The 26,588-nt window shown below is 69.9% G+C and carries 12 protein-coding genes; 8 read left to right on the forward strand and 4 right to left on the reverse strand.

Annotation, left to right across the window (positions count from 1 at the left end):
- The first annotated feature begins 19 nt into the window (after positions 1-19).
- From AC1DVT_RS02115 to AC1DVT_RS02125, 3 genes are read left to right on the forward strand one after another with little or no spacing between them, the layout of a single operon-like run.
- Positions 20-958 (forward strand): ABC transporter ATP-binding protein, encoded by a 939-nt coding sequence (locus AC1DVT_RS02115; protein WP_477386108.1) that lies wholly within the window; start codon positions 20-22, stop codon positions 956-958.
- Complete coding sequence (locus AC1DVT_RS02120) at positions 955-2,592, forward strand: ABC transporter permease (RefSeq protein ID WP_477386110.1); 1,638 nt, start codon at positions 955-957, stop codon at positions 2,590-2,592. Before AC1DVT_RS02115 ends, AC1DVT_RS02120 begins: the two co-directional genes overlap by 4 nt.
- A 5-nt stretch (positions 2,593-2,597) precedes the next feature.
- Entirely contained in the window at positions 2,598-3,116 is a 519-nt protein-coding gene (locus tag AC1DVT_RS02125) for a GbsR/MarR family transcriptional regulator (protein WP_477386112.1), read from the forward strand.
- Between the two features lie 16 nt (positions 3,117-3,132).
- Here the strand turns inward: AC1DVT_RS02125 and AC1DVT_RS02130 are convergent, their stop codons facing one another.
- The 4 genes from AC1DVT_RS02130 to rlmN form a co-directional block, all read right to left on the reverse strand.
- Positions 3,133-3,489, reverse strand: coding sequence for a VOC family protein (locus AC1DVT_RS02130; protein WP_477386114.1), 357 nt, complete (start codon positions 3,487-3,489; stop codon positions 3,133-3,135).
- A 67-nt stretch (positions 3,490-3,556) separates the two neighbouring features.
- On the reverse strand, positions 3,557-4,030 hold the full coding sequence (locus AC1DVT_RS02135; RefSeq protein WP_477386116.1) for an NUDIX hydrolase: 474 nt from the start codon (positions 4,028-4,030) through the stop codon (positions 3,557-3,559).
- A gap of 8 nt (positions 4,031-4,038) precedes the next feature.
- On the reverse strand, positions 4,039-5,052 hold the full coding sequence (locus tag AC1DVT_RS02140) for an aldo/keto reductase family protein (protein ID WP_477386118.1): 1,014 nt from the start codon (positions 5,050-5,052) through the stop codon (positions 4,039-4,041).
- Positions 5,053-5,131: 79 nt separating this feature from the next.
- Positions 5,132-6,370, reverse strand: coding sequence for a dual-specificity RNA methyltransferase RlmN (rlmN, locus tag AC1DVT_RS02145; protein ID WP_477386120.1), 1,239 nt, complete (start codon positions 6,368-6,370; stop codon positions 5,132-5,134).
- 222 nt (positions 6,371-6,592) lie between these two features.
- Between rlmN and AC1DVT_RS02150 the strand changes: the two genes are divergently transcribed.
- The 5 genes from AC1DVT_RS02150 to AC1DVT_RS02170 form a co-directional block, all read left to right on the forward strand.
- Positions 6,593-10,381 carry an adenylate/guanylate cyclase domain-containing protein gene (locus tag AC1DVT_RS02150; RefSeq protein WP_477386122.1) on the forward strand — a complete coding sequence of 1,263 codons (3,789 nt, stop codon included), beginning with the start codon at positions 6,593-6,595 and terminating at the stop codon, positions 10,379-10,381.
- Complete coding sequence (locus tag AC1DVT_RS02155) at positions 10,378-17,448, forward strand: TolB family protein (RefSeq protein ID WP_477386124.1); 7,071 nt, start codon at positions 10,378-10,380, stop codon at positions 17,446-17,448. Before AC1DVT_RS02150 ends, AC1DVT_RS02155 begins: the two co-directional genes overlap by 4 nt.
- Complete coding sequence (locus tag AC1DVT_RS02160; RefSeq protein ID WP_477386126.1) at positions 17,445-17,963, forward strand: Pycsar system effector family protein; 519 nt, start codon at positions 17,445-17,447, stop codon at positions 17,961-17,963. Before AC1DVT_RS02155 ends, AC1DVT_RS02160 begins: the two co-directional genes overlap by 4 nt.
- An 80-nt stretch (positions 17,964-18,043) precedes the next feature.
- Entirely contained in the window at positions 18,044-25,375 is a 7,332-nt protein-coding gene (locus tag AC1DVT_RS02165; protein ID WP_477386128.1) for a TolB family protein, read from the forward strand.
- Between the two features lie 176 nt (positions 25,376-25,551).
- A partial coding sequence (locus AC1DVT_RS02170; protein WP_477386130.1) for a TolB-like translocation protein occupies positions 25,552-26,588 on the forward strand: 1,037 nt, incomplete at its 3' end.

Consider the following 26,588-nt stretch of genomic DNA (forward strand, 5'->3'; position numbering starts at 1 on the left):
TGGGCGTACGCTCGCGCGCATGGCTACCGTCATTCACACCAAAGGGCTCGTCAAGCGCTACGGAAAGGTCCGCGCACTCGACGGGCTCGACCTCGACGTCGAAGCCGGGCAGATCCACGGCTTCCTCGGCCCGAACGGCGCGGGGAAGTCCACCACCATCCGCGTGCTGCTCGGGCTCGCCCGCGCCACCTCAGGGGAGGCGACCGTCTTCGGCGGCGACCCGTGGCGCGACGCCGTCTCACTGCATCGCCGCATCGCCTCGGTGCCCGGCGATGTCAGCCTCTGGCCGAATCTCTCAGGCGGGGAGGCGATCGACCTTCTCGCGCGGCTGCGCGGCGCCCCTCGGCGCGATGCCGGCTACAAGGCCGAGAAGGAACGCCTCATGCACGAGTTCCAGTTCGACCCGCGCAAGAAAGGTCGCGCCTACTCGAAGGGCAACCGGCAGAAGGTCGCCCTGATCTCGGCACTGTCGGTGCCCGCCGACCTGTACGTCTTCGACGAGCCGACGAGCGGCCTCGACCCGCTCATGGAGGTCGTCTTCCGCGCGGAGATCGACCGGCTCCGCGCGGCGGGGGCCACCGTGCTGCTCTCCAGCCACATCCTGTCCGAGGTCGAGCTGCTGTGCGACCGGGTGAGCATCATCCGCGCAGGCAAGATCGTCGAGTCCGGGACGCTCGCAGAGCTGCGCCACCTCACCCGCACCGAGGTCTCGTTCGACGCCACCACGTCGCCGGATGCCATCGCCGGGGCCCACGACGTGACCGTGTCTGAGGGCCGGGCTCGGTTCACCGTCGACAGCGACGCCGTGAACGGCATCCTCCCCGTCCTCGCGCAGCGAAACGTCGAGGGTCTCCGGATCGAACCGCCCTCGCTCGAGGAGCTGTTCCTCCGGCACTATGGCGACGATCTGACGGCGCTCGACGCTTCGACAGGCTCAGCGACCGGATCGCGGCGATGAACGGCCTCCTGCCGCTGCTGCGGCAGCGGATGCGGCGCGACTGGAAGCAGCTGCTGATCTGGACCATCGGCACGGGGTTTTTCGCGTACGCCGCGTACGCCGGGGTCTCGCAGTCCTATGGCGAGCTGCAGGAACGCCAAGCACTTCTCGTGACGGTGATGGCGAACCCCGTCATCCTGCTCTTCCGCGGTCTGCCTTCGGGCGCCGAGCAGGGCCAGCTCATGGTCTTCCTGATCTTCCCCTGGCTGGCGATGCTCGCAGCCTTCATGAGCACCTTCCTCGCCGTGCGGCACACGCGCATGGACGAGGAGCAGGGGCGCGCGGAGCTGGTCTCCGCGACACCCGCCGGTCGCACGACCCCCGTGGTGGCGACCCTGATCCATGGGCTCATCGCGAACTTCCTCCTCGCCGCATTCACGACGCTCGGGTTCCTCGCGACCGGACTCGAAATGACCGAGGCGAACATCGCCGGTGCGAAAGTCGCCGGCTTCGCCGTCGGGGCTGTCGGCGTCGCCTTCCTCGGCATCGGACTCATCGCCGGCCAGATCATGCGCACGTCGCGCGGCGCCAACTCGCTCGCGGTGTGGACGCTCGTCATCACCTTCCTGTTGTGCGGCATCGGCAATGCGCTCGGCACGCCGAGCGACGACCTGCAGCGGATGGAGAGCTCGTGGCTGACGTGGCTCTCGCCCTTCGGCTGGGGCGAGAACACCCGCGCCTACGCCGACAACAACCTTTGGCCCGGCGTCCTCGCCCTCGTCTTCGGACTCGTCCTCGCCGGCGTCGCCATCGCGCTCCAGTCGGTGCGTGATCTCGGAGAGGGATTCGTCCCCGAGCGGCTCGGGCGCGCGGAGGCGGGACCACTGCTGTCGACCCCGACCGGGCTCGTCTGGCGCCTGACCTGGGGCACGATCCTCGGCTGGACGATCGGCGGGCTGCTCACCGGGATGCTCTCGACCTCGCTCGCGTCGGTCGTCGACCAGGTCAGCGGCGACAACCCCGCGATCGTGAACATCCTGGAGAAGATCGGGGGCAGCGACGGCAGCCTCGAGCAGGCGACCGTCTCGGTCTTCTTTCTGATGCTCGGGATCTTCGCCGCCTGCGCCGCGGTGCAGATCGTGATCCGCGCCCGTCAGGAAGAGGCGCACGGCACAGCAGAACCAGTGCTGTCCGCGGCCGTCGGTCGCGTGCGCTGGCTGGTCGACTACCTCGTTGTGGCCTTCATCGCGATGGTCCTCGTCGTCGTGGCAGGTGTGGTCGGCGCCACGCTCGGCTTGGCCTCGGTGGACGGTGGCTCGGATCTGATGGAGACCATCCTGGTCACCGCCTTCGGGCAGCTGGCCGCGGCATCCGTCTTCCTCGTCCTGACGGCGCTGGTCTTCGTCCTGGCTCCCCGGGCGACCATCGCGGTGGGATGGACGCTCATCGCGGTCGGTGCGATCTTCGGACTGTTCGGCCCCCTGTTCGGGTTCCCGGATTGGATGGCGAAGCTCTCGCCGCTCGAAGCGGCACCGAAGGTGACGATGGACGGCGTCGAACTCAACGGACTGTGGTGGCTCATCGCCGTCGTGGTCGTCGTCGGGGCGGGGGCGATCGCGCTCATGCGCCGGCGCGAACTGGCGACGGGCGGATAAGGACGATGACCGACCCGACCGCCCCGACCTACCCGGGGGCCGAGGCCGCTGAGCGCGCCGCCGCGATGCTGACCGCGGCGGGAATGCCACGGATGGCGTCGCGCGTCATGATGGCCCTCGTCGGCTCCCCCGATGAGGGCTATTCGGCCGCTGAGCTCGCAGACCGGCTCGGGGTTTCAGCCGCGGCCGTATCGGGGGCGGTGCGGTACCTGCAGACGCTCCGCATCGTGCACCGGCTCTCGCGCGCGGGCGATCGCCGCGACCGCTACGACCTCATCGACGACGGCTGGCACACGGTGGTCTCGGGCAACACCCCGCTCTACGGGATGCTCGGCGACTTCATCGATGCCGTGGCCGACGAGAATTCCGAAGCGCCGCAGTCCGTCGAGCGCGCGCGCGAGATGTCTGCGTTCTTCCGATTCCTCTCGGACAGCATGCCTAAGCTGCTCGCAGAGTGGGAGGTGGTTCGCCAGGCTCGAGCGATGCCGGATCAGCACTCCGGTCCGGCCGAGGTCGAGGCGTGACGCACCGCGGCCAGCGTCAGGTGGTTCCCTCGTAGAGTCCGATCGCGTTGCCGTCCGGGTCGTCGATCACGGCCCACCAGCTGGTCGGGCTGATCTCCGTCTTCGCCATCGTTACGGTGGCGCCGGCCTCGACCGCCGCGGCGAGCGTCTCGTCGATCGAGTCGACCTCGACGTACGACCGCGGCTGCGTGAACCCGTCGTCGCGCGGCGCGAGCCCACCGCCGCTGATCTTGTTCGGAGCCTGCCACATCGGGTAGCCCTCGAACCCCGGCGATTCGGCGATCTGCCACCCGAAGAGCCTCGAGTAGAAGGTCTGCGCGGCCTTGAGGTCGCTGACCGGAATATCGATGTGCGTGATGTCGCCGTGGGCCATGTCGTGTCCTCTCGTCGAAACCTGCTCCTGCCAGTGTGATTCTGATCAGGGGGTACGACAAGAGGGTTCAGGATGCCGCGGCGAGATGCTCCTCGAGCGCATCGAGCGCGGGCCGCTGGCCCTTCACGAGCCGGTCCCGCGCCTGGGTCAGCGACACCCATTCCGCCCGGTCGACCTCGGGGAAGGACTGCATCCGGCCCGACCGCGGCGGCCACTCCAGCTCGAACTCGCCGAATCCTTCGAGGGGCGGATCGAAGCCGGCGCCGTCCGCGACGAACACCGTGAGCCGCTTGCCCGACGAGTACGGGAAGACCCCGAGCCCGGCGTACGGGCCCGGCGGGGGTTCGACGCCCAGCTCTTCGCGGAACTCCCGCAGCGCGGCGTCGAGTTCGGCCTCGGCATCCGGGTCGTACTCCCCCTTCGGGATCGACCAGGCCGCCTCGTCTTTCGCGGACCAGAACGGCCCGCCCATGTGCGCGATCAGCACCTCCGGATCCGGCGTGAGCCGGTAGAGGAGCAGCCCTGCACTATGGACGGGCACGTCAGGCCTTACCAGGGGCGGGTCTTCGGCGAGACCTCGTAGGTCTTCTCGGGGTCGCGTTCGACGACGCCGCCGAGCGCCTCATCGATCGCGGTCATCGTGTCGGCGTCGAGCTTCACCCCGGACGCGGCGACGTTCGACGCGATCTGCTCCGGACGGGATGCCCCGACCAGCGCCGCCGACACGTTCGGGTTCTGCAGCACCCACGCGATCGCGAGCTGCGGCATCGTGAGGCCGGCCTCGGCGGCGACGGGCTTCAGCCGCTGCACAGCCTCGAGCACGTCGTCGCGCAGCAGGCGCTGGATGAACATCGCGCCGCTCTTCTCGTCGGTGGCGCGCGAGCCCTCGGGCACGGGCTGGCCGGGCAGGTACTTGCCGCTGAGCACGCCCTGCGCCATCGGCGACCAGACGATCTGCGAGATGCCGAGCTCTTCCGAGGTCGGCACGACCTTCTCTTCGATCACGCGCCACAGTGCGGAGTACTGGGGCTGGTTCGAGACCAGCTGGAACCCGAGCTGCTTCGACAGGGCGTGGCCTTCGCGGAGCTGCTCGGCCGTCCACTCCGAGACGCCGATATAGAGGGCTTTGCCCTGGCGCACGACGTCCGCGAACGCCTGCATCGTCTCTTCGATGGGCGTCTCGTAGTCGTAGCGGTGCGCCTGGAAGAGGTCGACGTAGTCGGTGTCGAGACGCTTCAGCGACCCGTTGATGCCGTCGAGGATGTGCTTGCGGCTGAGGCCGCCGTCGTTCGGTCCCTTGGGTCCGATCGGCCAGTAGACCTTCGTGAGGATCTCGAGCCCTTCGCGGCGCTGCCCCGACAGGGCCTTGCCGAGGACGACCTCGGCAGCGGTGTTCGCGTAGGTGTCGGCGGTGTCGAATGTGGTGATGCCGGCGTCGAGTGCGGCGTGCACGGTGGAGATCGCCGCCTCGTCGCCCACCTGCGAGCCGTGGGTCACCCAGTTGCCGTAGGTGATCTCCGAGACCTTGAATCCACTGTTGCCGAGATAGCGATACTGAACCATCCCTCAACGCTAGCGGCGGGCGAAGGGGTCGGCGTCGCGCGGGACGAACCGGATGCCGCGACCCGCGGCATCCGTCCCGTCAGTCCTCTTCGGGGGTCGCGGCCGCGGCCTGCTGGTCGTCTTCGGTCGCGACGAGCTGGCCGCAGGCGCCGTCGATCTCTTTGCCGCGGGTGTCGCGGAGGGTGGTCGGGATGCCGGCGGCGTTGAGCCTGCGGACGAATTCGTTCTGCACCGGCACCTCGGATGCGGTCCAGATCGAGCCAGGGGTCGGGTTCAGCGGGATCGGGTTGACGTGCACCCAGCCGCGCCCGCGGGCGTTCAGCTTCTCGGCGAGCAGGTCGGCCCGCCAGGCGTGGTCGTTCATGTCCTTGATGAGCGCGTACTCGATCGAGACGCGGCGTCCGGTCTTGTCGAAGTAGTTGCGCGCTGCGTCGAGGGCCTCGTCGACCTTCCACCGGGAGTTCACCGGGATGAGCTCGTCGCGCAGCTGGTCGTCGGGGGCGTGCAGCGACAGCGCGAAGGTGACGGGGACGTCTTCGTCGGCGAGCTTGATGATCGCAGGCACCAGCCCCACGGTCGAGACGGTGATGCCGCGGGCGCTCATGCCGAGACCGTGCTGCTTGTCGGTCATGACGCGGACGGCCTGCATGACGCGGGCGTAGTTGGCGAGCGGCTCGCCCATGCCCATGAACACGATGTTCGAGACGCGCTCGGCGGAGTGGTCGTCCTTCTTCTTTCCGCCGAGGCCGCCGTCGGCGATCAGGCGGTTCGCGCGGACGATCTGCTCGATGATCTCCGCGGCCGACATGTTGCGGGTGAGCCCCGCCTGTCCGGTCGCGCAGAACGGGCAGTTCATGCCACAGCCGGCCTGCGAAGACACGCACAGCGTGATGCGGCCGGGGTAGCGCATGAGCACCGATTCGACGAGCGCGCCGTCGTGCAGCTTCCAGAGGAACTTGATCGTGTCTCCACGGTCGGACTCCAGGCGTCGCACCTCCGTGAGCAGCGGCGGCAGCATCCCGTGCACGAATTCGTCGCGGCCCTCGGTGGGCAGATCGGTCATGTCTGCCGGGTGATGCGTCCAGTGTGTGAAGTAGTGCTTCTCGAGCTGCTTCGCCCGGAATCCGGGCAGGCCCAGCTCCTTGACCTTCGAGACGCGCTCGTCGGGGGTCAGGTCGGCGAGATGCACCGGCGGCTTGCCTCGTTTCGGCGACGCGAACTGCAGCAGCGGCCGGCCTTCGTCATCCTTCTTCTGCTTCCATCCTTCGGTCGCCGGCCGCACCTGGCGGACGCGGGAAGAGTCTGGAGGCGTCGTCATGTCTTCAGGGTAGGGGACTCACCTGAGCGATGTCCGGTGCGAGTGACGGCATGCACCGGACGGCCCCGCACATCGGAATGGATACAGATTGCCGGGGAAGTGAACGCTTGCGGGCTTTCGTAGGATATTTTCTCCCTGAACGGTGACTTTTCAACGGTGAGCCTCCCTCGCAGCACCCCGTGCTCGAGGCTCCCGGAGGGGAGCCTCTCTGGGGAGGGGAACTTGAGCGGATTCGTCGCGGCATCAGCGCTGAGCCCGCGCCTTTTCCATGGCCTCGCCGACGACGTCGACCGGCACCTGCGCATCGACGGCACCGCCGTCGTGGTCGACATCTCGGGGTTCACGACGCTGTCGGAGCAGCTCGCTGCCGCCGGGCGCGAGGGCACCGAGCAGCTCATCGCCACGCTCTCGCGCATCTTCACGGTGCTGCTGCCGGTCACCGACGACGGCGGCGATGTCATCAAGTTCGCGGGCGACGCGCTGTTCATCCTCTTCACCGGCGACCAGCATGCCCGGCACGCCGTCCATGCCGCGTGGAACATGAACCGAGTGCTGACGGCGATCGGCGACATCCATCTCCCCGCCGCACGCGCGAGACTGCGGATGTCGGTGGGCGTCCATTCCGGCACCTTCGAGGTCATCCTGACCGGGGACACGAACATCAGCGCGGTGCTCACCGGGCGCGACACGTCGCGTGTGCTTCAGCTGCAGGACGCCGCCTCGGCGGGACGGATCCTGGTCAGCGCGGAGACCGCGTCGGAGCTGCCGGCCAAGCAGGTCTCGGCCGATCCCGATCATCCGGGCGCCTATCGCCTGCTGCGCGCGGGAGCCATCGCCACCGCCTCGCTCATGGCGCTGTCGGCCGGGCGCACCGAGGCCGCCGATCGATTCCAGCCGCGCGCCTTCGCGGAGCGCCCCGACCTGCTCGGCGCCGAGCCCGACCATCGCTGGGCCGCGATCTCGTTCATCCAGGTGACGGGCGTCCCCGACGAGCCGACCGCCGACGACGTGGATCGGATGAAGCGACTCACCCAGGCGGTCGAAGAGGCGGCCGCCGACACCGGGGTGACGCTGCTGGATGTCGACCCCGTCGTCGGCGGCTACCGCTACTTCCTCACCGCCGGGGCACCGACGACCGTCGAAGACCCCGAGGGCCGCCTCCTGACGGCGGTGCAGCGGGTGGTGTCGTCCGACAGCGGCTATTCGCTCAGGGCGGGCGTCACCTCCGGTCGCGTGTTCGCCGGCTTCGTCGGCGCCATGTACCGGCAGACCTACACGGTGATGGGCGACGAGACGAACCTCGCAGCCCGGCTCACCGCCCGCGCCGAGCCCGGCACTGTGCTGGTCACGCACGCCGCGCTGGAGCGCGCCGCCGTCTCGTTCGAGAGCGAGGATCGCGGCGAGATCACCGTCAAAGGCAAGTCGCACGCCATCCCGGTCGCGATCGTCACGTCGGCCGGGAGTCGGCCGGAGACCGGTCCGGGTGAGGCTCCCTTCCGCGGTCGCCGTGACGAGATCGCGCAGGTCGTCGCGCTGCGGGAGGCTGCCGAGTCCGGGCTCGGCGGCGTCCTCACGATCACGGGCGGCGCGGGGACGGGCAAGTCCCGCCTGGTCGACGAAGCCCTGAGCGACTCCCCGCTGCGGGTGCTGCGCGTCAGCGGCGACCGGTTCGGCATCGGCGCTCCGTACCTCGGCCTGCAGACCCTGCTCCGGCCGCTCCTCGGAATCGCCCCCGATGCGTCCCCGGAGGCGGCCGGCGTCCACCTGACCAACGCCGTTGCGGGCCTGCGACGGACCCTCTTGCCGTGGCTGCCGCTGCTCGCGCCCGCGGTGGGAGCGGAGGTGGCGTCGACGCCGGCCGTCAACGACCTGGACGACGCGCACATCCTCGAGCGGACCTACGCGACACTCGCGAAGCTCATCGACGATCTGCTTCCCGAGCCGACCTGCGTCGTGATCGACGACGCGCAATGGCTGGATGCGGCCTCCGCCGAGGCCTTGAGCGCCGTCTTCGGCGATGACATCCCGCACGCCGTCTATGTCCTGCGCCGCCACGACGGCACCGGACTTGCCGCCTTGGGAACGGAGCTGGAGCTGCCGGGACTCGACGACGCGGCCGCCGAGGATCTCATCGAAGCCGTGGTCGGGCGCCATCTGCTGCCCAATGACCTCGAGCCCCTGGTCTCCCGCGCTCAGGGCAACCCGCTGTACCTCATCGAGCTGGCTGCCGGTCTCTCGGCCGGAAGCGACGCGCTCGGAATCGAGCAGCTGGTCGGCGAGCGGATCGATGCGCTCACCGAGAAGGACCGGGCCATCGTCCGTCGGGCCGCGGTGCTCGGCTGGGGCGTGCCGGTCGGACTCTTCGTGCGCTGCGTCGGTCCGGCAGAGCTCGCCGAGGCGGACGGGATCTCGGGATTCCTCGAGACGCTCGAGGAGACGATCCGCTTCCGCAGCGGCCTGTTCCGAGACGTCGCCTACGAGCAGCTCAACTATCAGACCCGGCGCGAGCTGCACCGGGCGGTGGCCGCCGCCCTCGTTGCCGACCCCACGCTGGTGGGCACGGCCGCCGATGCCATGCTGGCGGTCCACTACGAGGCCGCGGGCGACTGGGAGAAGGCGCTCGCAGCGGCCGCGCGCACGGGGGCCGCGGCCGAAGAGGCGCACGCCATCGAAGACGCGGTGCGGGCCTACCGCACCGCCGTGGCAGCGGGTGGGCGGGTGCGCCCGGTGCCGGAAGGGCTCCCCGACCTGTGGGAGTCGCTCGGCCGCGTGTGCATCGCCAGCGGCCGCGCCACCGAGGCGCTGGACGCGTACGCGGAGGCCTTGAAGCTGACGAAGGATGCCGCGTTCCGCGCGCGTCTCGACCGCGAGACCGCGTACGCGCTCAATGTGCTCGGCCGGCCGGACGAGGCGGCTCGGTCGCTGCGCAGCGCACGACGCGGGGCGGCAGCGGCGGGCGAGGACGGCACCGGCATCCTGGCATCCGTCGCCGTCACCGAAGCAGGCCTGCGCCTGCGCCAGGGCAGGTGGGCGGATGCGAAGCGGCTCGCCGCCGAGGCCATCGCGCTGCTCGACGGAAAGACGACCTCCGCCGATGACACCGGCGTGCTGGCCGACGCCCTGCGGTACCACGACATCGCCGCCGGCGAACTCGAGGGCGATGCCGCGATGGTCAACCTCGAGCGGGCGCTCGAACTCTACGACGAGGTGAACGACGAGCTGTCGCGGTCGAAGGTGCTCAACGTGCTGGGCGCGCGCGCCTACTACCGCGGCGAGTGGAGCGAAGCAGCCTCCCTGTACGGGCAGGCCCAGGTCGCCGCGGAATCCGCGGGCGACATCGTCGGGTCCGCGATCGAATCCTGCAACGCCGCCGAGATCCTGATCGACCAGGGGCGCGTAGACGAGGCGCGACCGATCCTGCGGACGGCGCTGCGCATCTTCGCCGGCTCCGACAACCCCTACCTCACCGCCTATGTCACGGCCTTCTCCGGCCGCGCGCATCTGCGCAGCGGCGATCCGGAGACCGCACGCGGCGAGTTCCACCAGGCCGCCGAGACGTTCACGGCGCTCGCCGAGACCGAAGCGGTCGTCGATGCGCGCGTGCGGGGCATCGAGGCCGACCTCGACCTCGGGGACCGCGCTGCCGCGAGCTCGGTCATCGTCGAGCTGCTCGAGGGCGACGCTCTCCACGGACCGTTGCGCGGCCAGCTGCTGCGGCACGCGGCACGGCTAGCCACGCTGGAGGACGATGAGGATCGGGCCGTCGAGTACGCCGAGGCGGCCGTCGAGGCGTCGGAGGGGTCCCGCTTCGACCGCGCACTGGCCCTCGCGCGGCTCGCGGACGCCGATGTGCGGCCGGACCTGCTCGTCGAGGCGCGTGCGGAGCTCGCCGAACTCGAAGTAGCCGACATCGACCGTCTTCTCTCCGACCGCCGCGACACGGTCTCTTCCTCCGGGGCCGCGGCGCCGGCATCCGACACCACCGATCGACCCGAAGCGAGATCCCGATGATCGCATCACCCCACCTCCTCCGCGCCGTCGCGGTGAGCTCTGTCGCGGCACTCCTGGTCGGCTGGATGGTCACCGTCGATCCCTTGGCCGCGCCCGCGGATGCGGCGACGCAGCTTCCCGCCGACGCCGAGACGTTCCTCGTTTCGGGCACCGACTCAGGCGCGTCGACCGACCCGTACGTGACGCCCGACGGCCAGAAGGTCGCCTTCGTGTCGACCGCCGACGACCTGGGCACGATCGACACGAACGGCATCGCGCACATCTTCCTCTCGACCGCGATCCAGGGTAAGGATGACCCGTTCACCGGCACGGCCGAGCTCGTCAGCGCCCCTGATCCCTTCTTCGCCGTCGAGGCCGCGAACGACGCCAGCACCCAGCCGGCGATGAGCGCCGACGGCCGGTACGTGGTCTTCACCTCCGAAGCCACGAACCTCGTGACCGAAGCATCCGCCCCGAATGTCCGCCAGGTGTACGTGCGCGACATGCAGCTCGGGACGACGGTGCGCCTCGAGGGGGCGGGCGTGCCGGACGGGCCCTCCTACGACGCCGACATCAGCGACGACGGCCGGTTCGTGGTCTTCACGTCCGATGCGACGAACCTGCCCGCCGGCGACGTGAACTCGGTGCCCGACACCAACGGCGCCGCGGACACGTTCATCGCGGATCTCGATCCTGACCGGAACGGCCACCACGACAGCGTCGCGATCACTCGGCTCCTGCAGGACCTCTCGCTGCCAGGCGGCACGGCGCAGGCGCGCATCAGCGGGAACGGCGCCTACGTGCTGTTCACCGCACGGGTCGACCTGATCGAGTTCGGCCAGCCGATCGGCTCCTTCACCCGCCCGCACCTGTTCCGCGCCGATCTGGGCGCCCGCAGCGACGCATTCCGCGTCGCCACCGGTGCCCACGACGGCGCCATCGACGCGACCGGCGACGTGGTGGCCTACATCGACGATTCCCTCTGCGGCGATCCGTCGGTGATGGCGGCGTCGATCGCCAACAACGGCCTGGCGTTCCAAGTCGCGGTGGGTCGCCCCGGGTCGATCACGGACGTCGGCGAGGTCTTCGCCCCCGCCATCTCGGCCGATGGACAGCTCGTCGCGTTCCCCACGACGCAGCCCGTGTTCGCGGGCAACGCGAACCTGCCGGCGCTGACCCGACCCGTGATCCGCGTGCAGCAGGTCATCTCGTGGTTCGACACGGGTGGCGATTTCCTCTGCGCCCCGAACTCGGGCCTCTGGTACGACGCGATCGACGGCGACGCGGTGTCCTTGTCCGCCTCGGGGCGCACGATCGTGGCATCGGGGGATTCCGCGCAATCCGCGGCCGCGGCATCCGTGTCGGCGATCGATACCCACGTGCACGACGGCATCTCCGTCAGCAACACGCTCGGATCCGTCCTGGCGCCGGGCTTCGTGACGACCATCGAGATCGCCGACATCCCCCTCGCGGACCTGCCTGACTACTCCGCAGCCTTGGCGAACGCGCCCATCTACCGGCTGCCGATCTACCGACTCCCCATCTATCGGCTCCCGATCTACCGACTCCCGATCTACCGCCTCATGGTCGACGATGCTCCGATCTACCGGCTCCCGATCTACCGGCTGCCGATCTACCGACTGCCGATCTACCGGCTCGACATCCCGGGCGGCTGGCACGAGCTGCTGCAGGACACTCCTTTCGCAGAGCTGCCGGAGCAGAACGTCACGCTCTCGCAGGTTCTGCAGTGGGCGGCGGACACGATCGCGAACCCCCCGGCCGACAACCCGAAGGCTCTACCTGCGGCGGAACGCATCCAGACCCTGGCCCTCGGTGACCTCGATCTGACCGGCAGCGGCCTGGACTCGCTGTCTCTCGCATCGATGATCCTGGGCGCCGCCCCGGTCGTGCAGCTGCCGTCGGGCGACCCCACGGCCGCGGAGAAGCGGTGGCAGGACCTCGTCGACGCTCAGGGCATCCAGCTCGACGTGAACGCCGAGACCGTGCTGGCGGAACTCGACTCCGCCGGGCTCGACATCGGCCGGTCGGGCGTGGAATCGGTGCCGCTGCGCGATCTCGCCGGCCTGCCGACGCTCCTGGACACCCTTCCCCTCAAGGGCCTCATCCTCGGCGCCACCCCGCTCGGCGCCCTCGACATCAGCACCCTCGATGAAGCGACGCGCGTTGCCCTCTTCGGCGCGGAGGCCACAGCCGGCTCGCTCGACTTCCACGTCAAGGCGTTGCCGGAGGACGCCAATCCGACGGTCGCAGACCTGGCGGCGGGCACCCCCGACTCCGTCACCCTCGGCACCCTCCTGTTCTCGATGGTGGACGCCGAGAGCTACCCGTGGGAGCAGATCGATCCAGGGTCGGTCGACCCCCGTGCGATCATCGGCGGAACCCCCGGCGACAACTGCGCCAACGGCAACCGGTGCCAGGCCTACACCGAGTTCCAGTTCACGTTCGATCCGGGCCCAGGTGAACCGACCGAGTTCGCCGCGCCGATCGCATCGGTCGAACTGCCGGCCGGCACCACCCAGGAGGGGCCGACGCTCGCGGGCGGCTCAGGCCCGCGGGACAGCTGGCGAGACACCTCGGCCTACACCGGGCCCGAACAGCACGACGGCACCCTGCAGCGCTTTCCGCTCGCCGACATGCCCGGTGGGACGGTGATCTCGTTCGAGATGCGCTACAGCGTCACGGCGAACCCGGCCGAGAAGCCGATCTCCACCGGCACGCTGACCAGCGGCGACCTCACGGCCGAGGACTCGGTCGCCAATGAAGTGCACGACGACATCACGCTCCTCCGGCGCGACAACTTCAACAACAACCGTGTGAACGGCGCGTGGGTCGGCGACCCGACGACCCTGCGCGAAGGACTCATCTCGTACGACATGATCTCGCCCCAATGGCTCGACGACCAGGGCGCCGAAGGGGGCCTGCAGATAGGCCCCGCCGACGACGAAGACTGGTACTTGGTGGATCCGCCCACCCGCGATCAGMGTCTCATCGTGTCGACGAACGCCACCGACGGGCAGATCTCGATGGCCCTGTACTCTGCGGACGCCGCGGGCACGCCGCTCGGCGCCGGCGACGCGACCGATGCACCCGGCACCGCGATCACCGAACAGCAGTCGAGCGCCGCGGACGATCCCGGTGAGGCGGGAGCGGATGCCGCGGCCCCCGTCGCCGGTCACACGCTCGTCGATCAGGCCGTCGTCGGCGGCGACRGCGTCGCCGAGGTGCAGACCGCGTCGACGGATGCCGCGGCCGGCCAGCCGCTGCTCGTGCGCGTGACCTCCGGAAACGGCGTGCCCACGACCGGTTTGTACTCGATCCGCGCGAACTACGTCGACGAGCCCCCGGAGCAGAGCTGCCCGGACTGGAGCGCGCCCGCCCAGGGGAAGCCCGGCGTGGTGGGGACGAGCGACGCAGTGACGACGGCGACGAACACTGTCTATCTCTTCGACTCGAAGCGCTACGGCGATCTCTACGGCGCCGACGCCGCCACCTCCGTGGTCGATGCCCTGCACAGCATGACGGGTGAGGGCGAGGTGGGTGCAGGCACGGTTCAGGGCGCCGTGCTCTCGCTCGATTCGAACTCCGCCGTCGCCGCGGCCCGCGCCGTCCTCGACGCGAACCCCTGCTCGATGTCGGCGCGAGCCGATCTGACCGAGGCGATCAACACCTACGTCAAGGCCGCGATCGGCAGCCAGCGCAGCCACATCTCGTCGATCGTGATCGTCGGCGGCGACGACGTCATCCCGTTCGCCCCCGTCGCGCAGCACACCTCGCAGTTCAACGAAGCCAAGCACGGCGCGGAGCTCAAGCTCCCGCATCCGCTCGCCGGCGGCGTCTGCCCTCAGGTGGTGACCGGTCAAGACGACCTCTGCGCCACTCCGCTGTCGTCGGCTGCGGCCACCAACCACATCCTGAGCGACGACCCCTATGGTCTGGCGAAGGCCTATCGCTCCCTCGGCGGCTTCCTCTACGTGCCGACGGTCGCGGTCGGGCGTCTCATCGACACGCCCGACCAGATCATCGGTGCGATCACGCGGTTCAACGGGGCCGATGGCGTGCTCGCCGCGGACTCGAGCGTCTCCGGCGGCTACGGAGCGTGGAGCGAACTGCCCGGCATCGTCACCGACGAACTCGACTGGCGCGACGCCGCCCGTGGCACGATCCTGAGCGAGCCGTGGACGAAGGCGAACGTGGATGACGCGGTCTTCAACGCGACCCAGAGCCCTCGGGTGGTCTCCATCAACACCCACGCCGACGAGCAGCTCATGCTGCCGGGCATCACCGGGGCGGAGGACGGGGCGGCGAAGCCCACCGACCTGCTCACAGCCCAGGGGCGAACCGGAAAGGCCGCACTGAACGGCGCCCTCGTCTTCATGATCGGCTGCCATGCCGGAAACAACCTCCCGACGTCGTACTACGGAGACGTGGCGGACTGGGCCGACGTGTTCTCCTCCGCCGGGGGGTACGTCGGCAACACCGGGTGGGGACTCGCCAGCAACTCCGCCACAGCCCTCAGCGAGCGGCTCCTCGGCCTCTACGCCGGCTGGGTCGGCGCGAAGGTCGGCACCACGAAGGTGTCGTCCGCGGGTGCGCTGACCTATGCCAAGCAGTCGTACCTGGGCGGCCTCGGGGTGTACTCGGGATACGACGAGAAGGTCCTCATGGAAGCCGTGTACTACGGGCTGCCCATGTACGCCTTCAGCGGGCCCACGCAGGATGCACCGCTGCCCACGATCCCGAGCGGGCTGTCCCCCATCCAGCCGAACGCCGACGGCGTCCTCACCGCGAGCCTTAATCTCTCGAACTTCCGGGTGACGCCGGGCGGCGATCCCGCGAAGGGGACGTACCTGACGGTCAACGGCCAGGAGCCGCTCGCAGTCGAGGGGCAGCCAGTGCTGCCGAAGGTCGTCTCGCAGCTGCGAGCGGAGCAGACCGGGAAGACTCCGAGGGGCGCGCTGATCACCGGCCTCACCTCGACGCAGGAGGACACTGCCAAGCCGGCGATCGCGGAGGCGAGCGTCGGAACGGGCGTTGAGCCTGGGCTGCCGGCCGGGTCCGCCTTCCCGTCGTCGCTTGCGACGATCTCGTCCCAGCTCACCCCGGATGGGCCTGTCGACCTGCTGGTGGTGACGCCGGCCCGCGTGGAAGTCGGGCGCGACGGCGCCGGGAAGACAGAGATGTTCTCGTCTCTCGATGTCGAGGTGCTCTACGGCGACGACGCCGACACCACCGCGCCGATCATCAAGGCGACCGAGGTCGACCGGGACTCCACGTTCCGCGCCACCGTAGACGGCACCGGCTCCGACGTGACCAGAGTGGTTCTGCTCATCCAGCGACCGGGCGCGCCCAAGTGGGATCCGGTTGAGCTCACGTCCGACGACAAGGTCACGTGGAAGTCCCCTCCGCTCGGCGCCGACCCGTATCGGTGGATCCTGCAGGCGGTCGACGCGGGGGCGAACGTCGCGACCGAAAGCGCCCGAGGCAGGATCGCCGTCGCGCACGCCCCTGCCCCGACCAAGGTCGAGGCGGGCGAGGACGTCGGACTGCGTGTCGGCGACCGTCTGCTGCGCACCGCTCTGGTCGAAGGAGTGGATGCCGCCACCGCCATCACCGGCTCGTTCACGGTCACGCGTGCAGACGGCTCCGTCGTCGACAGCGGGATCGCCGTCGTCAACGTCGGGGACGACGGCAAGCAGCACGCGACGATCGATCACCTGATCAGCGCGATCGGGTCCTTCACGGTCGAACTCAAGGTGTGCAGCACCGGCGGATGCACCCGGGACACCTTCGCGCTCACGGTTCCGCCGGACAACACCGCCCCGACCGCGACGGCCCGCATCACGAGTTCGACACCGCTCGTCCTGCCGACATCGACGCTCACCGCGCTCATCACGACGGCGGACCAGGATCATGACGAGGTCTTCATGACACCCGAATGGTTCCGCAACGGGGTGGCGATCCCCGGGTCCGCCTACTCGACGACGCTCGATCTGGCTGCCGTCGGCGCAGCCGGCGGGGCAGTCGTCCCCGGTGAAGTGATCGCGGTCGTCGTCCGGACGTCCGACGGCGAGGTGTCGGGCACCACCGCGCGTGCCGAGGTCGTGGTCGGCGGACTTCCGGACGTGCCCGCGCTGCCGACCATCACCGCGACCGCGACGAACGACGACGGCGTGTACACCGAGGGCTGGAGCCGAAGCGCCGTCACGGTCGCCTTCACCTGCACGTCCGGCGTCGCGGTGTTCACCTGCCCGGCAAGTGAGCACATCACCGCGGACACGAAGCCCGAAGGCACGACGATCCCCGGTACGGTGACCGATGCTCTCGGCCGCACCGCCTCGACGAGCATCCTCGTCAAGGTCGATGTCACGGCGCCGGAACTCCACCCCACCGTCGACCCGGCAACCGTTCCTCTGAATGGTCCAGCGCCCACGGCCGACGCGGGCGCAGCGGATGCGGCATCCGGAATCGCGTCGCAGTCGTGCACCGCACCCGACACCAGCACGGCGGGCATCAAGCAGGTCACCTGCACGGCGACCGACGTCGCGGGCAACACAGCCCCCGACGCCACCGCGTCGTACACGGTGACCGCCCCCCTGCCGGCCGCGCCCACCATCACCGCATCGGCCAAGGTCGGTAAAGCGGTCTACGTCGAGGGCACCTGGAGTCAAGGGCCGACCAAGGTCACCTTCACGTGCCTCTCGGGGGTGCTGGTGGTGCAGTGCTCTTCGCCGGTGACCACGTCGAAGGACACCGGCAAGGCGGGTGTCGTCGTGACCGGTCGGGTGACCGACCTGCTCGGGCGGACCGCCACCGTCCAGTTCGTCGTCCAGGTCGACCGCACGCCGCCGAAGCTCGCCCCCACTGTGACGCCGTCGACCATCCCCCTCGGCGGGACCGCGGTGGTCAAGGCGAACGCGACGGACGCGCTCTCCGGCATCGCCTCGGCGTCGTGCGGCGCCCTGCAGACGTCCACACTCGGCAAGAAGACGGTGACGTGCCGGGCGACGGATGCCGCGGGCAACACGTCCACCGCAACGGCGAACTACAGCGTGGTGAGGCCCCGATGAACGATGAGAAGTCGGCTCCCGACGATCAGACGCATGCCCTGGCCACCGAGATGCTCGGCGAGGTGATGGGCGAGATCGACCGCGCCGACTCCAAGGCCTCGCTTCTGATCGGCAGCCTCGGCATCGCCTTCAGCATCGTGCTGAGCGGTCTCCTGGGCGGCGACTGGACTCCGGAGTCGCTCAGCCTCTTCGGCCTCGTGCTCTGGGTGGTGGGGGTGCTCGCCGCCAGCGCCTCCGTCGTCGCGGCCGCCATGGCGGTGTGGCCGCGGCTGAGCAAGGGACCCGGACCAGGCGCCATCACTTATTGGGGCCAGGTGCGGGGGCTCGGGTCGCCCCAGGAGGTCGCCGAAGCTCTCGCCGAGCGTGGTCTCATGCCCCCCGAGCGCACCTACCAGCAGCTGCTCGTGCTGTCGGCGGTCGTCCAGCGCAAGTACCGCAGCATCCGCTGGTCGATGCTGCTCGCAGGGGCCGGCATCGCGCTGGTCGTCGCTTCGTTCTTCTTCGTGTCGTCCTGACACGGGCAGCTCCACCGCGCCGTGAGGCGCAGCACAGCAAGGCAGAAGTACCCMGATCGGGCTCGAGGAAGAGACCACGCATGCCAACCGCACCAGCACCCCAGCTCGGCCGTACATCGACGTCGACGCGGTCTCTTCGCAGCGTTGCGATCGCGTCGATCACCCTCGTGATCGGCGCCGGCCTCGTGGTCGTTCCGGCGACCCCGGAACCTGCTGCGGCGGCGCCCCTCGCTCCTGAGACATTCCTGGTCTCCCCGACCGACCAGGGCAGCTCGACAGAGGCCACGATCACGCCCGACGGCCAGCATGTCGCGTTCACCTCGACCGCGACCGACCTCGTCTCGAGTGACACCAACGGAGTGTCCGACGTCTTCCTCGCCACCGCCCACGGCACGGCCGATCCCTTCGGCACCAAGCCGATCCTCATCAGCGCACCCGACGCCTCGTTGACGCAGGAGCCGGCCAATGGGCCGAGCTCCGACCCGATCCCGAGTGCCGACGGGCGCTACGTCGCATTCCTGAGCTCCGCGACGAACCTCACCGCCGACGACTACGACAGCCGAGCCTGGATCGACGTCTACGTGCGCGACACGCTGCTCGGCACGACGATCCGTCTCGACGGCACGAACGGCCAAGCTCTCGGCAACGCGCGCAGCATCGACATGAGCGACGACGGCCGCTACGTCACGTTCATCTCGGATGCGTCGACCATCGTGGACTTCGACCTCAACAACGCGCAGGACGGCTTCATCGCCGATCTCGATGCCAACGGCGACGGCACCCGCGGCGACGTCACGATCACGAGTGCGCTCAGCGGCCTCGCCGTCCACGGCATGAACGACCTCGTGATCAGCGGCAACGGCGAGCACCTCGCCTTCACCGTGCCCTATCCGCTGGACGAGTTCCACGACGGGCTCGGCAACCCGCAGTACCTGTACCGGCGGCTGCGCGTCGAAGGCGGCACGGATGCCGCAGGGGCCCCCCTGCCCGAGAGCAGCCCGAACCTCGTCTCCACAGACGGCCGTCACCCCGCGATCAGCGGCAACGGCGAGGTCGTCATCTTCATCTCGGACTACGACTGCAACAGCAGCCCCACGCCGACGCCGACCATCGTCGCTTCCACCTACGACTCGGGCCAGAACTTCCTCATCGGCGTGGGCACGTTCAATGTGGCGTACTCCGTCGGCAACGTCGCTGCTCCCGCGATCTCGGCCGACGGCAGCAGGGCGGCCTGGCAGTCGACCCAGCCCTTGCTATCCGCCGTTCCCCGAGTGGAGCTTGCGCAGCCGGTCATCCGGTGGGCGACCATCGGGTGGAAGGAGGCGAACACAGCTATCGCGTGCAGCGCCACCACCTCAGGGGACGCGCAGGTCCTCGGGACCGGCGAAGCCCCGACGCTGTCGGCATCCGGGCGCACTGCCGCGTTCAGCGGGTCCACCGCCCTGTCGAGCGCACCGGCTGGCGCGATCGCGGTCGACACGCACTCGAACGACGGACTCTCGGTCACGTCGACGCAGGGCGCGCTCAACAACGTCGGCTACATGGCGGTGGCCGACATCTCCAAGATCCCGGTCTCGACGCTGACGGGCTACGCCTCGGCGCTCGCGAACGCGCCGATCTACCGGCTTCCCATCTACCGCCTGCCGATCTACCGGCTCCCCATCTACCGGCTCCCCATCTACCGCCTGATGGTGGACAGCTCGCCGATCTACCGCCTGCCGATCTATCGCCTCCCGATCTACCGCCTCCCGATCTACCGGCTCGACATCCCGGGCGGATGGCCGCAGGTCCTGGCCGACACCCCGTTCGCGGGCGACATCGCCCAGAGCACGACCCTCGCCGCGGTGCTGACGTGGGCAGCGGACGCCCGCACGCGCGTTCCGGCTGCGTCGGCCGCAGAGGTCGCAGCCGCCGATCGCATCCAGGGGCTGTCGCTCGACGACCTCGACCTCAGCAACAGCGGCATCGACTCGCTGTCGCTCGCGTCGATGGTGCTCGGCGCGGCGAAGCTCGCCGACATCCAGATCGCCGGCACCGGCACGAACACGGAGCGCTGGCAGCACGTGCTCGATGCCCAGGGAATCGCCCTGCAGGTCGACGGCACGACGGTGCTCGCCGAGGCGGATGCCGCGGGGCTCGACATCGGTCACTCGGGCGTCGAGGGCGCGATCCTGCGCAACCTGCCGATCGCCGACACCCTCTTCGACACGATCCCGATGCGCTCCGCGCAGAGCTCCCTGTTCCTCACCGACACGCCACTCGGCGACCTCGACGTCGCGACGCTCGATCTCGCGACGCAGGCGGCGCTCTTCGGATCCACCAAGACCGGCACTCTCGCGGAGAACCAGGCCGCCCTGCTCGACAGTGCGACCGTGGCCGACCTCGCCCATGGCGCTCCGGGCGATCTCACCCTGGGCACCCTGCTGTTGTCACTGCTCGACACAGGCAGCTATCCCTGGGAGCAGATCTCCCCGGCCGCCATCGACCCGAGCGCGACGGTCAGGGCAGCGGGCGGCTATGGCTGCGACGGTCAGAAGCGCTGCGGGGTCAGCGCGCAGTTCACCTTCACCTTCGACGCCGGGCCAGGCCAGCCGAATGCGTTCGCCGCCCCGACGGCATCGGTGAGCCTCCCCGCAGGAACCGTCCCGATCGAGAACAACGCCTACATCGCCAACGCCTCCGGTCCCGGAATGAGCCTGGATCGCGTCGCCTACCAGGGTCCGATCCAGCTCGACGGCAATCTCGTGCGCTTCCCGCTCGCAGATGCCGCGGGCGGGACCTCGATCGAGTTCGAGGTCGGATACACGACCTCGACGCAGCCGGGGCAGTCGTCGGCGACGGGCACTCTCACAAGCGGCGATCTCACGGCGTCCCTGCGGATGAACGCCTACTACACCGATGACCGCAGCCTCGACAATCGGGCGAACAACCGCGACAGCCAGGGATGGGTGGATGGCGAGTTCGAGCGCGAGCCGCTGCAGGACGGACGCATCTATTACGAGACTCTCGCCGCGGAGCCCAGCACCTACACCGACAACGGCCCGATTCTGGGTGCCGTGATCGATGAGGACTACTTCCTGGTCAACGCCCCGCTCCCCGGCAAGCGGCTCATCATCTCGACGAATGCGACCGACGGGCAGCTCGCGCTCGCGCTGTTCGCAACGTCCGACGCCGATGCCCCGCTCGTCACGGGGGCATCGACTCCGGTCCCAGGCACCGCCGTCACGGAGCAGACCGGTGATGCCGGCGCACCTGCGGAAACCGGCGCCGACGCCGCTGCGCCCTTCGCCGGCCACACGCTGGTCGACCAGGCGGTCGTGGGCGGTGGCGGAACGGCGCAGCTCGAAGCGGCCTCGACGGATGCCGCGCCGAACGAGGAGATGCTGCTGCGCGTGACGAGCGGCGACGGCACCGGGAGCACTGCGCTCTACTCGCTCCGCGCACACTACGTCGATGAGCCCGCCGAGTCGGTGTGCCCGGCCTGGACGTCCACCTACGTGCCCGCTCCCGTCGATGAGGGCGATCCGGCCGATGTCGCGGCGATCGGGTCGATCGACGACGTGACCGCCACCACGAACACGCTCTACCTGTTCGATCAGCTGCGCTTCGGCCAGACCCACGGCGGAAAGGCCGCGCAGGCCGTGCGCGCTGCGCTGGCGACACTGAACGGCCACGGCAGCGTCGGCACCCAGACGATCGACGGGACCACCGTCGGCTCGCCGAGCGTCCAAGGCGCCGTGCTCTCGGTCGACGCGGATCCCGGAGTGCAGGCCGCTCGCAGGACGCTCGACGCGAACCCCTGCTCGATGTCGGCGCGGCGCGCCCTCACCGCCGCGGTCAACTCCTTCGTGTCGGCGCGACTCGGCGACCATCGTGCGCAGATCACCTCGATCGTGATCGTCGGCGGCGACGACATCCTCCCGCTCGCGCCCGTCGCGCAGCAGACCGGGCAGTTCAACGAGGCCAGCCACGCGGCATCCCTCCGCCGCACGACCGCGCCCGACGGGTCAACCTGCCCCGACCCGGCCAAGCTCACGCCGGGAGCCGCCGATGTCTGCGCGACACCGCTCTCGTCCGCCGCGGCGACGAACCACATCCTCACGGACGACCCCTACGGGCTCGCGAACGCGTACGAGTCCCTCGGTGGGCACCTGTACGTGCCGACGGTCGGCGTGGGCCGTCTCGTCGACTCCCCCACGCAGATCCTCGCGACGATCCATCGCTTCGTCGACGCGAACGGCGTGCTCAAGGCCGATTCGGCCCTCACGGGTGGGTATGGGGCATGGGCGGAGCTGCCGGGCCTGGTCGCCCAGAACCTCACGTGGCGCTCGCTGACCGCGAACACGACGCTCGGCAGCGCGAATGCCGACAAGACCTGGAGCAAGGCCGATGCCGTGGGCTCCCTCTTCCCCGCGGCGGGCAAGACCGCGGGCGTGGTGTCGATCAACACGCACGCCGACGAGACCCAGCTGCTCCCCGGCGTCCTGGGCGCCGACGCCGGGCGGTTCGCGGACGGCGACCTGCTGCACGCCGGCAACTACACCGCCTCGCCCCAGCTCGACGGATCCCTGCTCTTCATGATCGGCTGCCACGCGGGCAACAACCTGCCGACCGCCTACTACGGCGACGTCGCCGACTGGGCTGACGTGTTCTCGCAGGCCGGCGGCTTCGTCGGCAACACCGGCTACGGGCTCGCCAACAACGTGACGACGGCGCTCGGCGAGCGGCTGCTGTCGCTCTACTCCAACTGGATCGGCGTCGAAGCAGCCGGTCGGCCGGTCTCGGCCGCCGGCGCGCTCACCTACGCGAAGCAGTCCTACCTCGGCGGACTCGGGCTCTACTCGGGCTACGACGAGAAGGCGCTCATGGAGGCGGTGTACTACGGCCTCCCGATGTACACGTTCGCGACGCCGACCAAGGCGCAGCCGCTCCCGCAGATCCCCGCGCTCACCAAGGTCGCCGGGCCCTCGGAGGGGCTGCTCTCGGCGAGCCTCACCCTGACCCCGTCGTTCGAGAAGAAGACGGTGAAGGATGCCGCGGGCAAGGACGTCGCGTATCTCGCGGCCGCCGCGAACTCGGCCCCCACCGCCGTGCAGGACTCGCTCGCCGTCCCCGGGCAGCCGATCCTGCCGAGGGTCGTTTCGCGCCTCGACCCCGCACTGATGCCCGCCGGAATGGTGCCGCGCGGCGCGCTCATCAAGGAGCTGACCTCCACGGTGACCGACATCACGGTGCCCGCCTTCGCCGAGGCGACGATCGGAGTGACGCAGCCGTCACCTGCGCGCAGCGACGTCGCCTTCCCGTCGACGTTCGCGAACGTCACACGGCAGGGCACCCCGACCGGCCCGGTCGACCTGCTCGTCGTCACGCCGGGGCGCGTGGATGCCCCGGCCGGCGGAAAGGGGGTCGTGGAGAAGTTCGACACGATGAACCTCGAGGTCGTCTACGGCCCCGCGACGTCGACGGACACGACAGCTCCGGGCTTCCGGGCCGTTGTGACCCCGCTCCCCGGCGCCAGGACCTTCAGCGTGTTCACCGACGCCGACGTCACATCGGTGCGGCTGCTCGTCCAGCCGATCGGCAGCGCGGGCAGCACCCCCTGGGCCTCCTACCAGATGTCCAAGCCCGGCGCCGCGTGGGTCGTTGATATCGACATCGCCGGCCCGGTCCGCTGGATCGTGCAGGCCGTCGACGCGGCCGGCCATGTCGGGATCGACACCGGGCGCGGCCGGCTGCCCACCGCGGGCCTGTCCGCTCCGCGGCTGGGCGCCCCGGGCGACGCCGTCTCGGTCGCCCTCGGCGACCGGGTGGTGCGGTCGGTCGTCGTCAACGCGAACAGCACGGACGGTCTCGACGGATCGTTCGCGATCATCGATGCAGCCGGCAACGAGGTCGCCTCCGGAGCGGCAGAGATCACCCAGGACTCTGCGCACGTCGTGCATGTCGTCCTCGACCATGTCACGACGATCCCTGGCGCCTTCAGTGCGGCCGTCACGGTGTGTCGACTGCAGCTGTGCGAGTCGACCTCGTTCCCGCTCGAGGTGACCGTCGCCAACACCCCACCCACCGCGACCGTCGAGCTCACCAGCAGCGCGGCCGCGGTCTGGCCCGATTCGACCCTCACGGCGACCGCGGTCGGCGCGGACGCGGATGGGGATGCCGTGACCCTGGCGTACGCCTGGACCCGCAACGGCGTCCCGATCGACAACGGCGCTGCCGTCCTCGCCCTCTCCGGGTTCGCTCAGCCGGGTGACGTCATCGGCGTGACGGTGACACCGGCGGACGCGCGCGGCGGCGGGCACCCGGCATCCGCCACCGTCCTGGTGAAAGAGCCGCCCGCACAGCCCACGGGACCGCACATCACGGCGACCGCGACGGCCGGCGGCGGCGCCTACGTGGCGGGCACGTGGAGTCGCACGCCGGTGACGGTGACGTTCTCGTGCTCATCCGGGGCGACGGTCGTCGAGTGTCCCGCCTCCGTGACCATCGCGAACACGGACGACGACGGCGAGGTCGTGATCGGCGAGATGCAGGACAGCCTGCACCGCACCGCCCAGGCGCAGGTCGTCGTGCTGGCAGACGGGACGGCCCCGTCCCTCGCGCCCACCGTCTCCCCGAACCCGGTGCCGTTCGGCGGCAGCGCGTCGGCCGAGGCGCACGCGGCCGATGACGGATCGGGCCTCGCCGCGCAGTCCTGCGACAGCCCGGTGACAAGCCTTCCGGGGAACTTCACCGTGGAGTGCCGGGCGACCGATGTCGCCGGTAACCGGGGCACCGCCTCCGCCAGGTTCACCGTCCAGGCTCCCACGCCTCCGACGATCTCAGCGAGCGCCACCACCGCCGGCGGCCAGCCGTACGTCGAAGGCACCTCGAGCGGCTCAGCCGTCACGGTGACGTTCATCTGCACGGCACCCACACCGCTCAAGGCCGCCTGCCCCGCCCCGCGGACGATCTCGGACGACACGCCAGCGGCCGGCGTCACGGTGACCGGGTCGATCGAGGATCTGTTCGGACAGTCGGCGTCCGCCTCGCTCGTGGTCAGGATTGCGCACTTGTGCCTCGCCAACCTCGATCGCAAGGCTCTGGCCCCCGTCAACGCCGACGGGTCGAGCGTCTTCGGGCGCTCGTCGGGGGTGCCGGTGGTGTTCAGCGCATGCGACGCTGCGGGCAAGCCGATCGGCACGAAGGACTTCGTCAAGAGCGTGACGCAGCTCTCGAGCACGCCACTGCCCAGCCAGGCGGGCGTGAACCAGCAGAAGTACCCGCCGTCGGCGAACTTCGCGTTCAACAAGGCGACGGGAACCTGGACCGGCTACATCCAGGCGTCGAAACTGACCCCCGGCAGGCAGTACGTCTACCGGGTGCTGCTCCGCGACGGCACGTCCTTCACGCTGACATTCGGAGTGCGCTGACGACACCACGCGACCCATAGCGGTGCGCGCTCCTTCGTGAGATTCTTCTCATCTGGGGCACGTTCTCAATTGGCATGCCCTTCCGGCTCGCTCGTGGAGGAGGGGGTCCGCTGAGCACTCGCACGCAGCCGCGCCGTACCGCCGCAGCCGCCGTCGCATCACTGATCGTCGTCGGCTTGGTCTCGGTCGCGCCGCCCGTGCAAGTCCCGGCTGCCGCATCGGGCATCCCCGCGCCGGCCGGGGCGGAGACGTTCCAGGTGTCGCAGAGCGCGGGCGGGTCCTCGACCGAGCCGTTCCTGACCTCCGACGGTCAGCGAGTCATCTTCACCTCCACCGCCACCGATCTCGTCCCCGGCGACACCAACGGGGTCGCGGACGTGTTCGAGTCGGTCGCAGCACCCGATCCCGCTGTCCCGTTCTCGGGAGCGGCAGCGCGCGTGAGCCTCCCCGATGGCGGTCCGGGCGCCGGACAGGCGAACGGGCCCAGCGGCGAAGGCGTCGCCAACGCGGATGGACGCTATGTCGTGTTCTCGAGCACCGCGACCAACCTCGTCGCGGCGGGCGGCACCGCGGGCCGCAAGAGCGTCTACGTGCGCGACACCCTGCTGGGCAGGACCTTCCGGGTGCAGGGCGCCGCCGAGCCCGACGGCGCGTCCTACGACCCCGACATCAGCGACGACGGTCACCTCGTCGTCTTCACCTCGGACGCGACGAACCTCTCGAGCGGCGACACGAACGCGGCGCCCGACGCCTTCCTCGCCAACCTCGACGCGAACGGCGACGGGGTCTTCGGCGACATCCAGCTCACCCGCTTCATGAGCGAGCTCTCGGTGCCCGGCGGCACCGAGCAGGCGCGGATCAGCGGGAACGGCGGCGAGATCGTCTTCGTCGCCCACCAGAACGCCCTCGACCCGAGGAATCCCGCCACTGTGACGAGCGGCGATTTCGTGTATCGCGGGAACATCGTCGCCGTCAGCACCTTCGCGGACCTCATCGCCTCGAACGCCCACGATCCGAGCATCGATGCGACGGGCGACACCGTCGCCTACATCGACGACCAGGTGTGCGATGGCCTGCCGGCGGTCATCGCGGCGACGTTCGATGCGGCCTACTACTACGCCGCCGTCGGCACCGACAGCACCGACCCGCGGGTCGGCTTCACGGCCGACCCGGTGATCTCCGCCGACGGCAGCCACGTCGCCTGGACCACGAC

This window comes from Microbacterium sp. P2_F9, assembly GCF_056403635.1.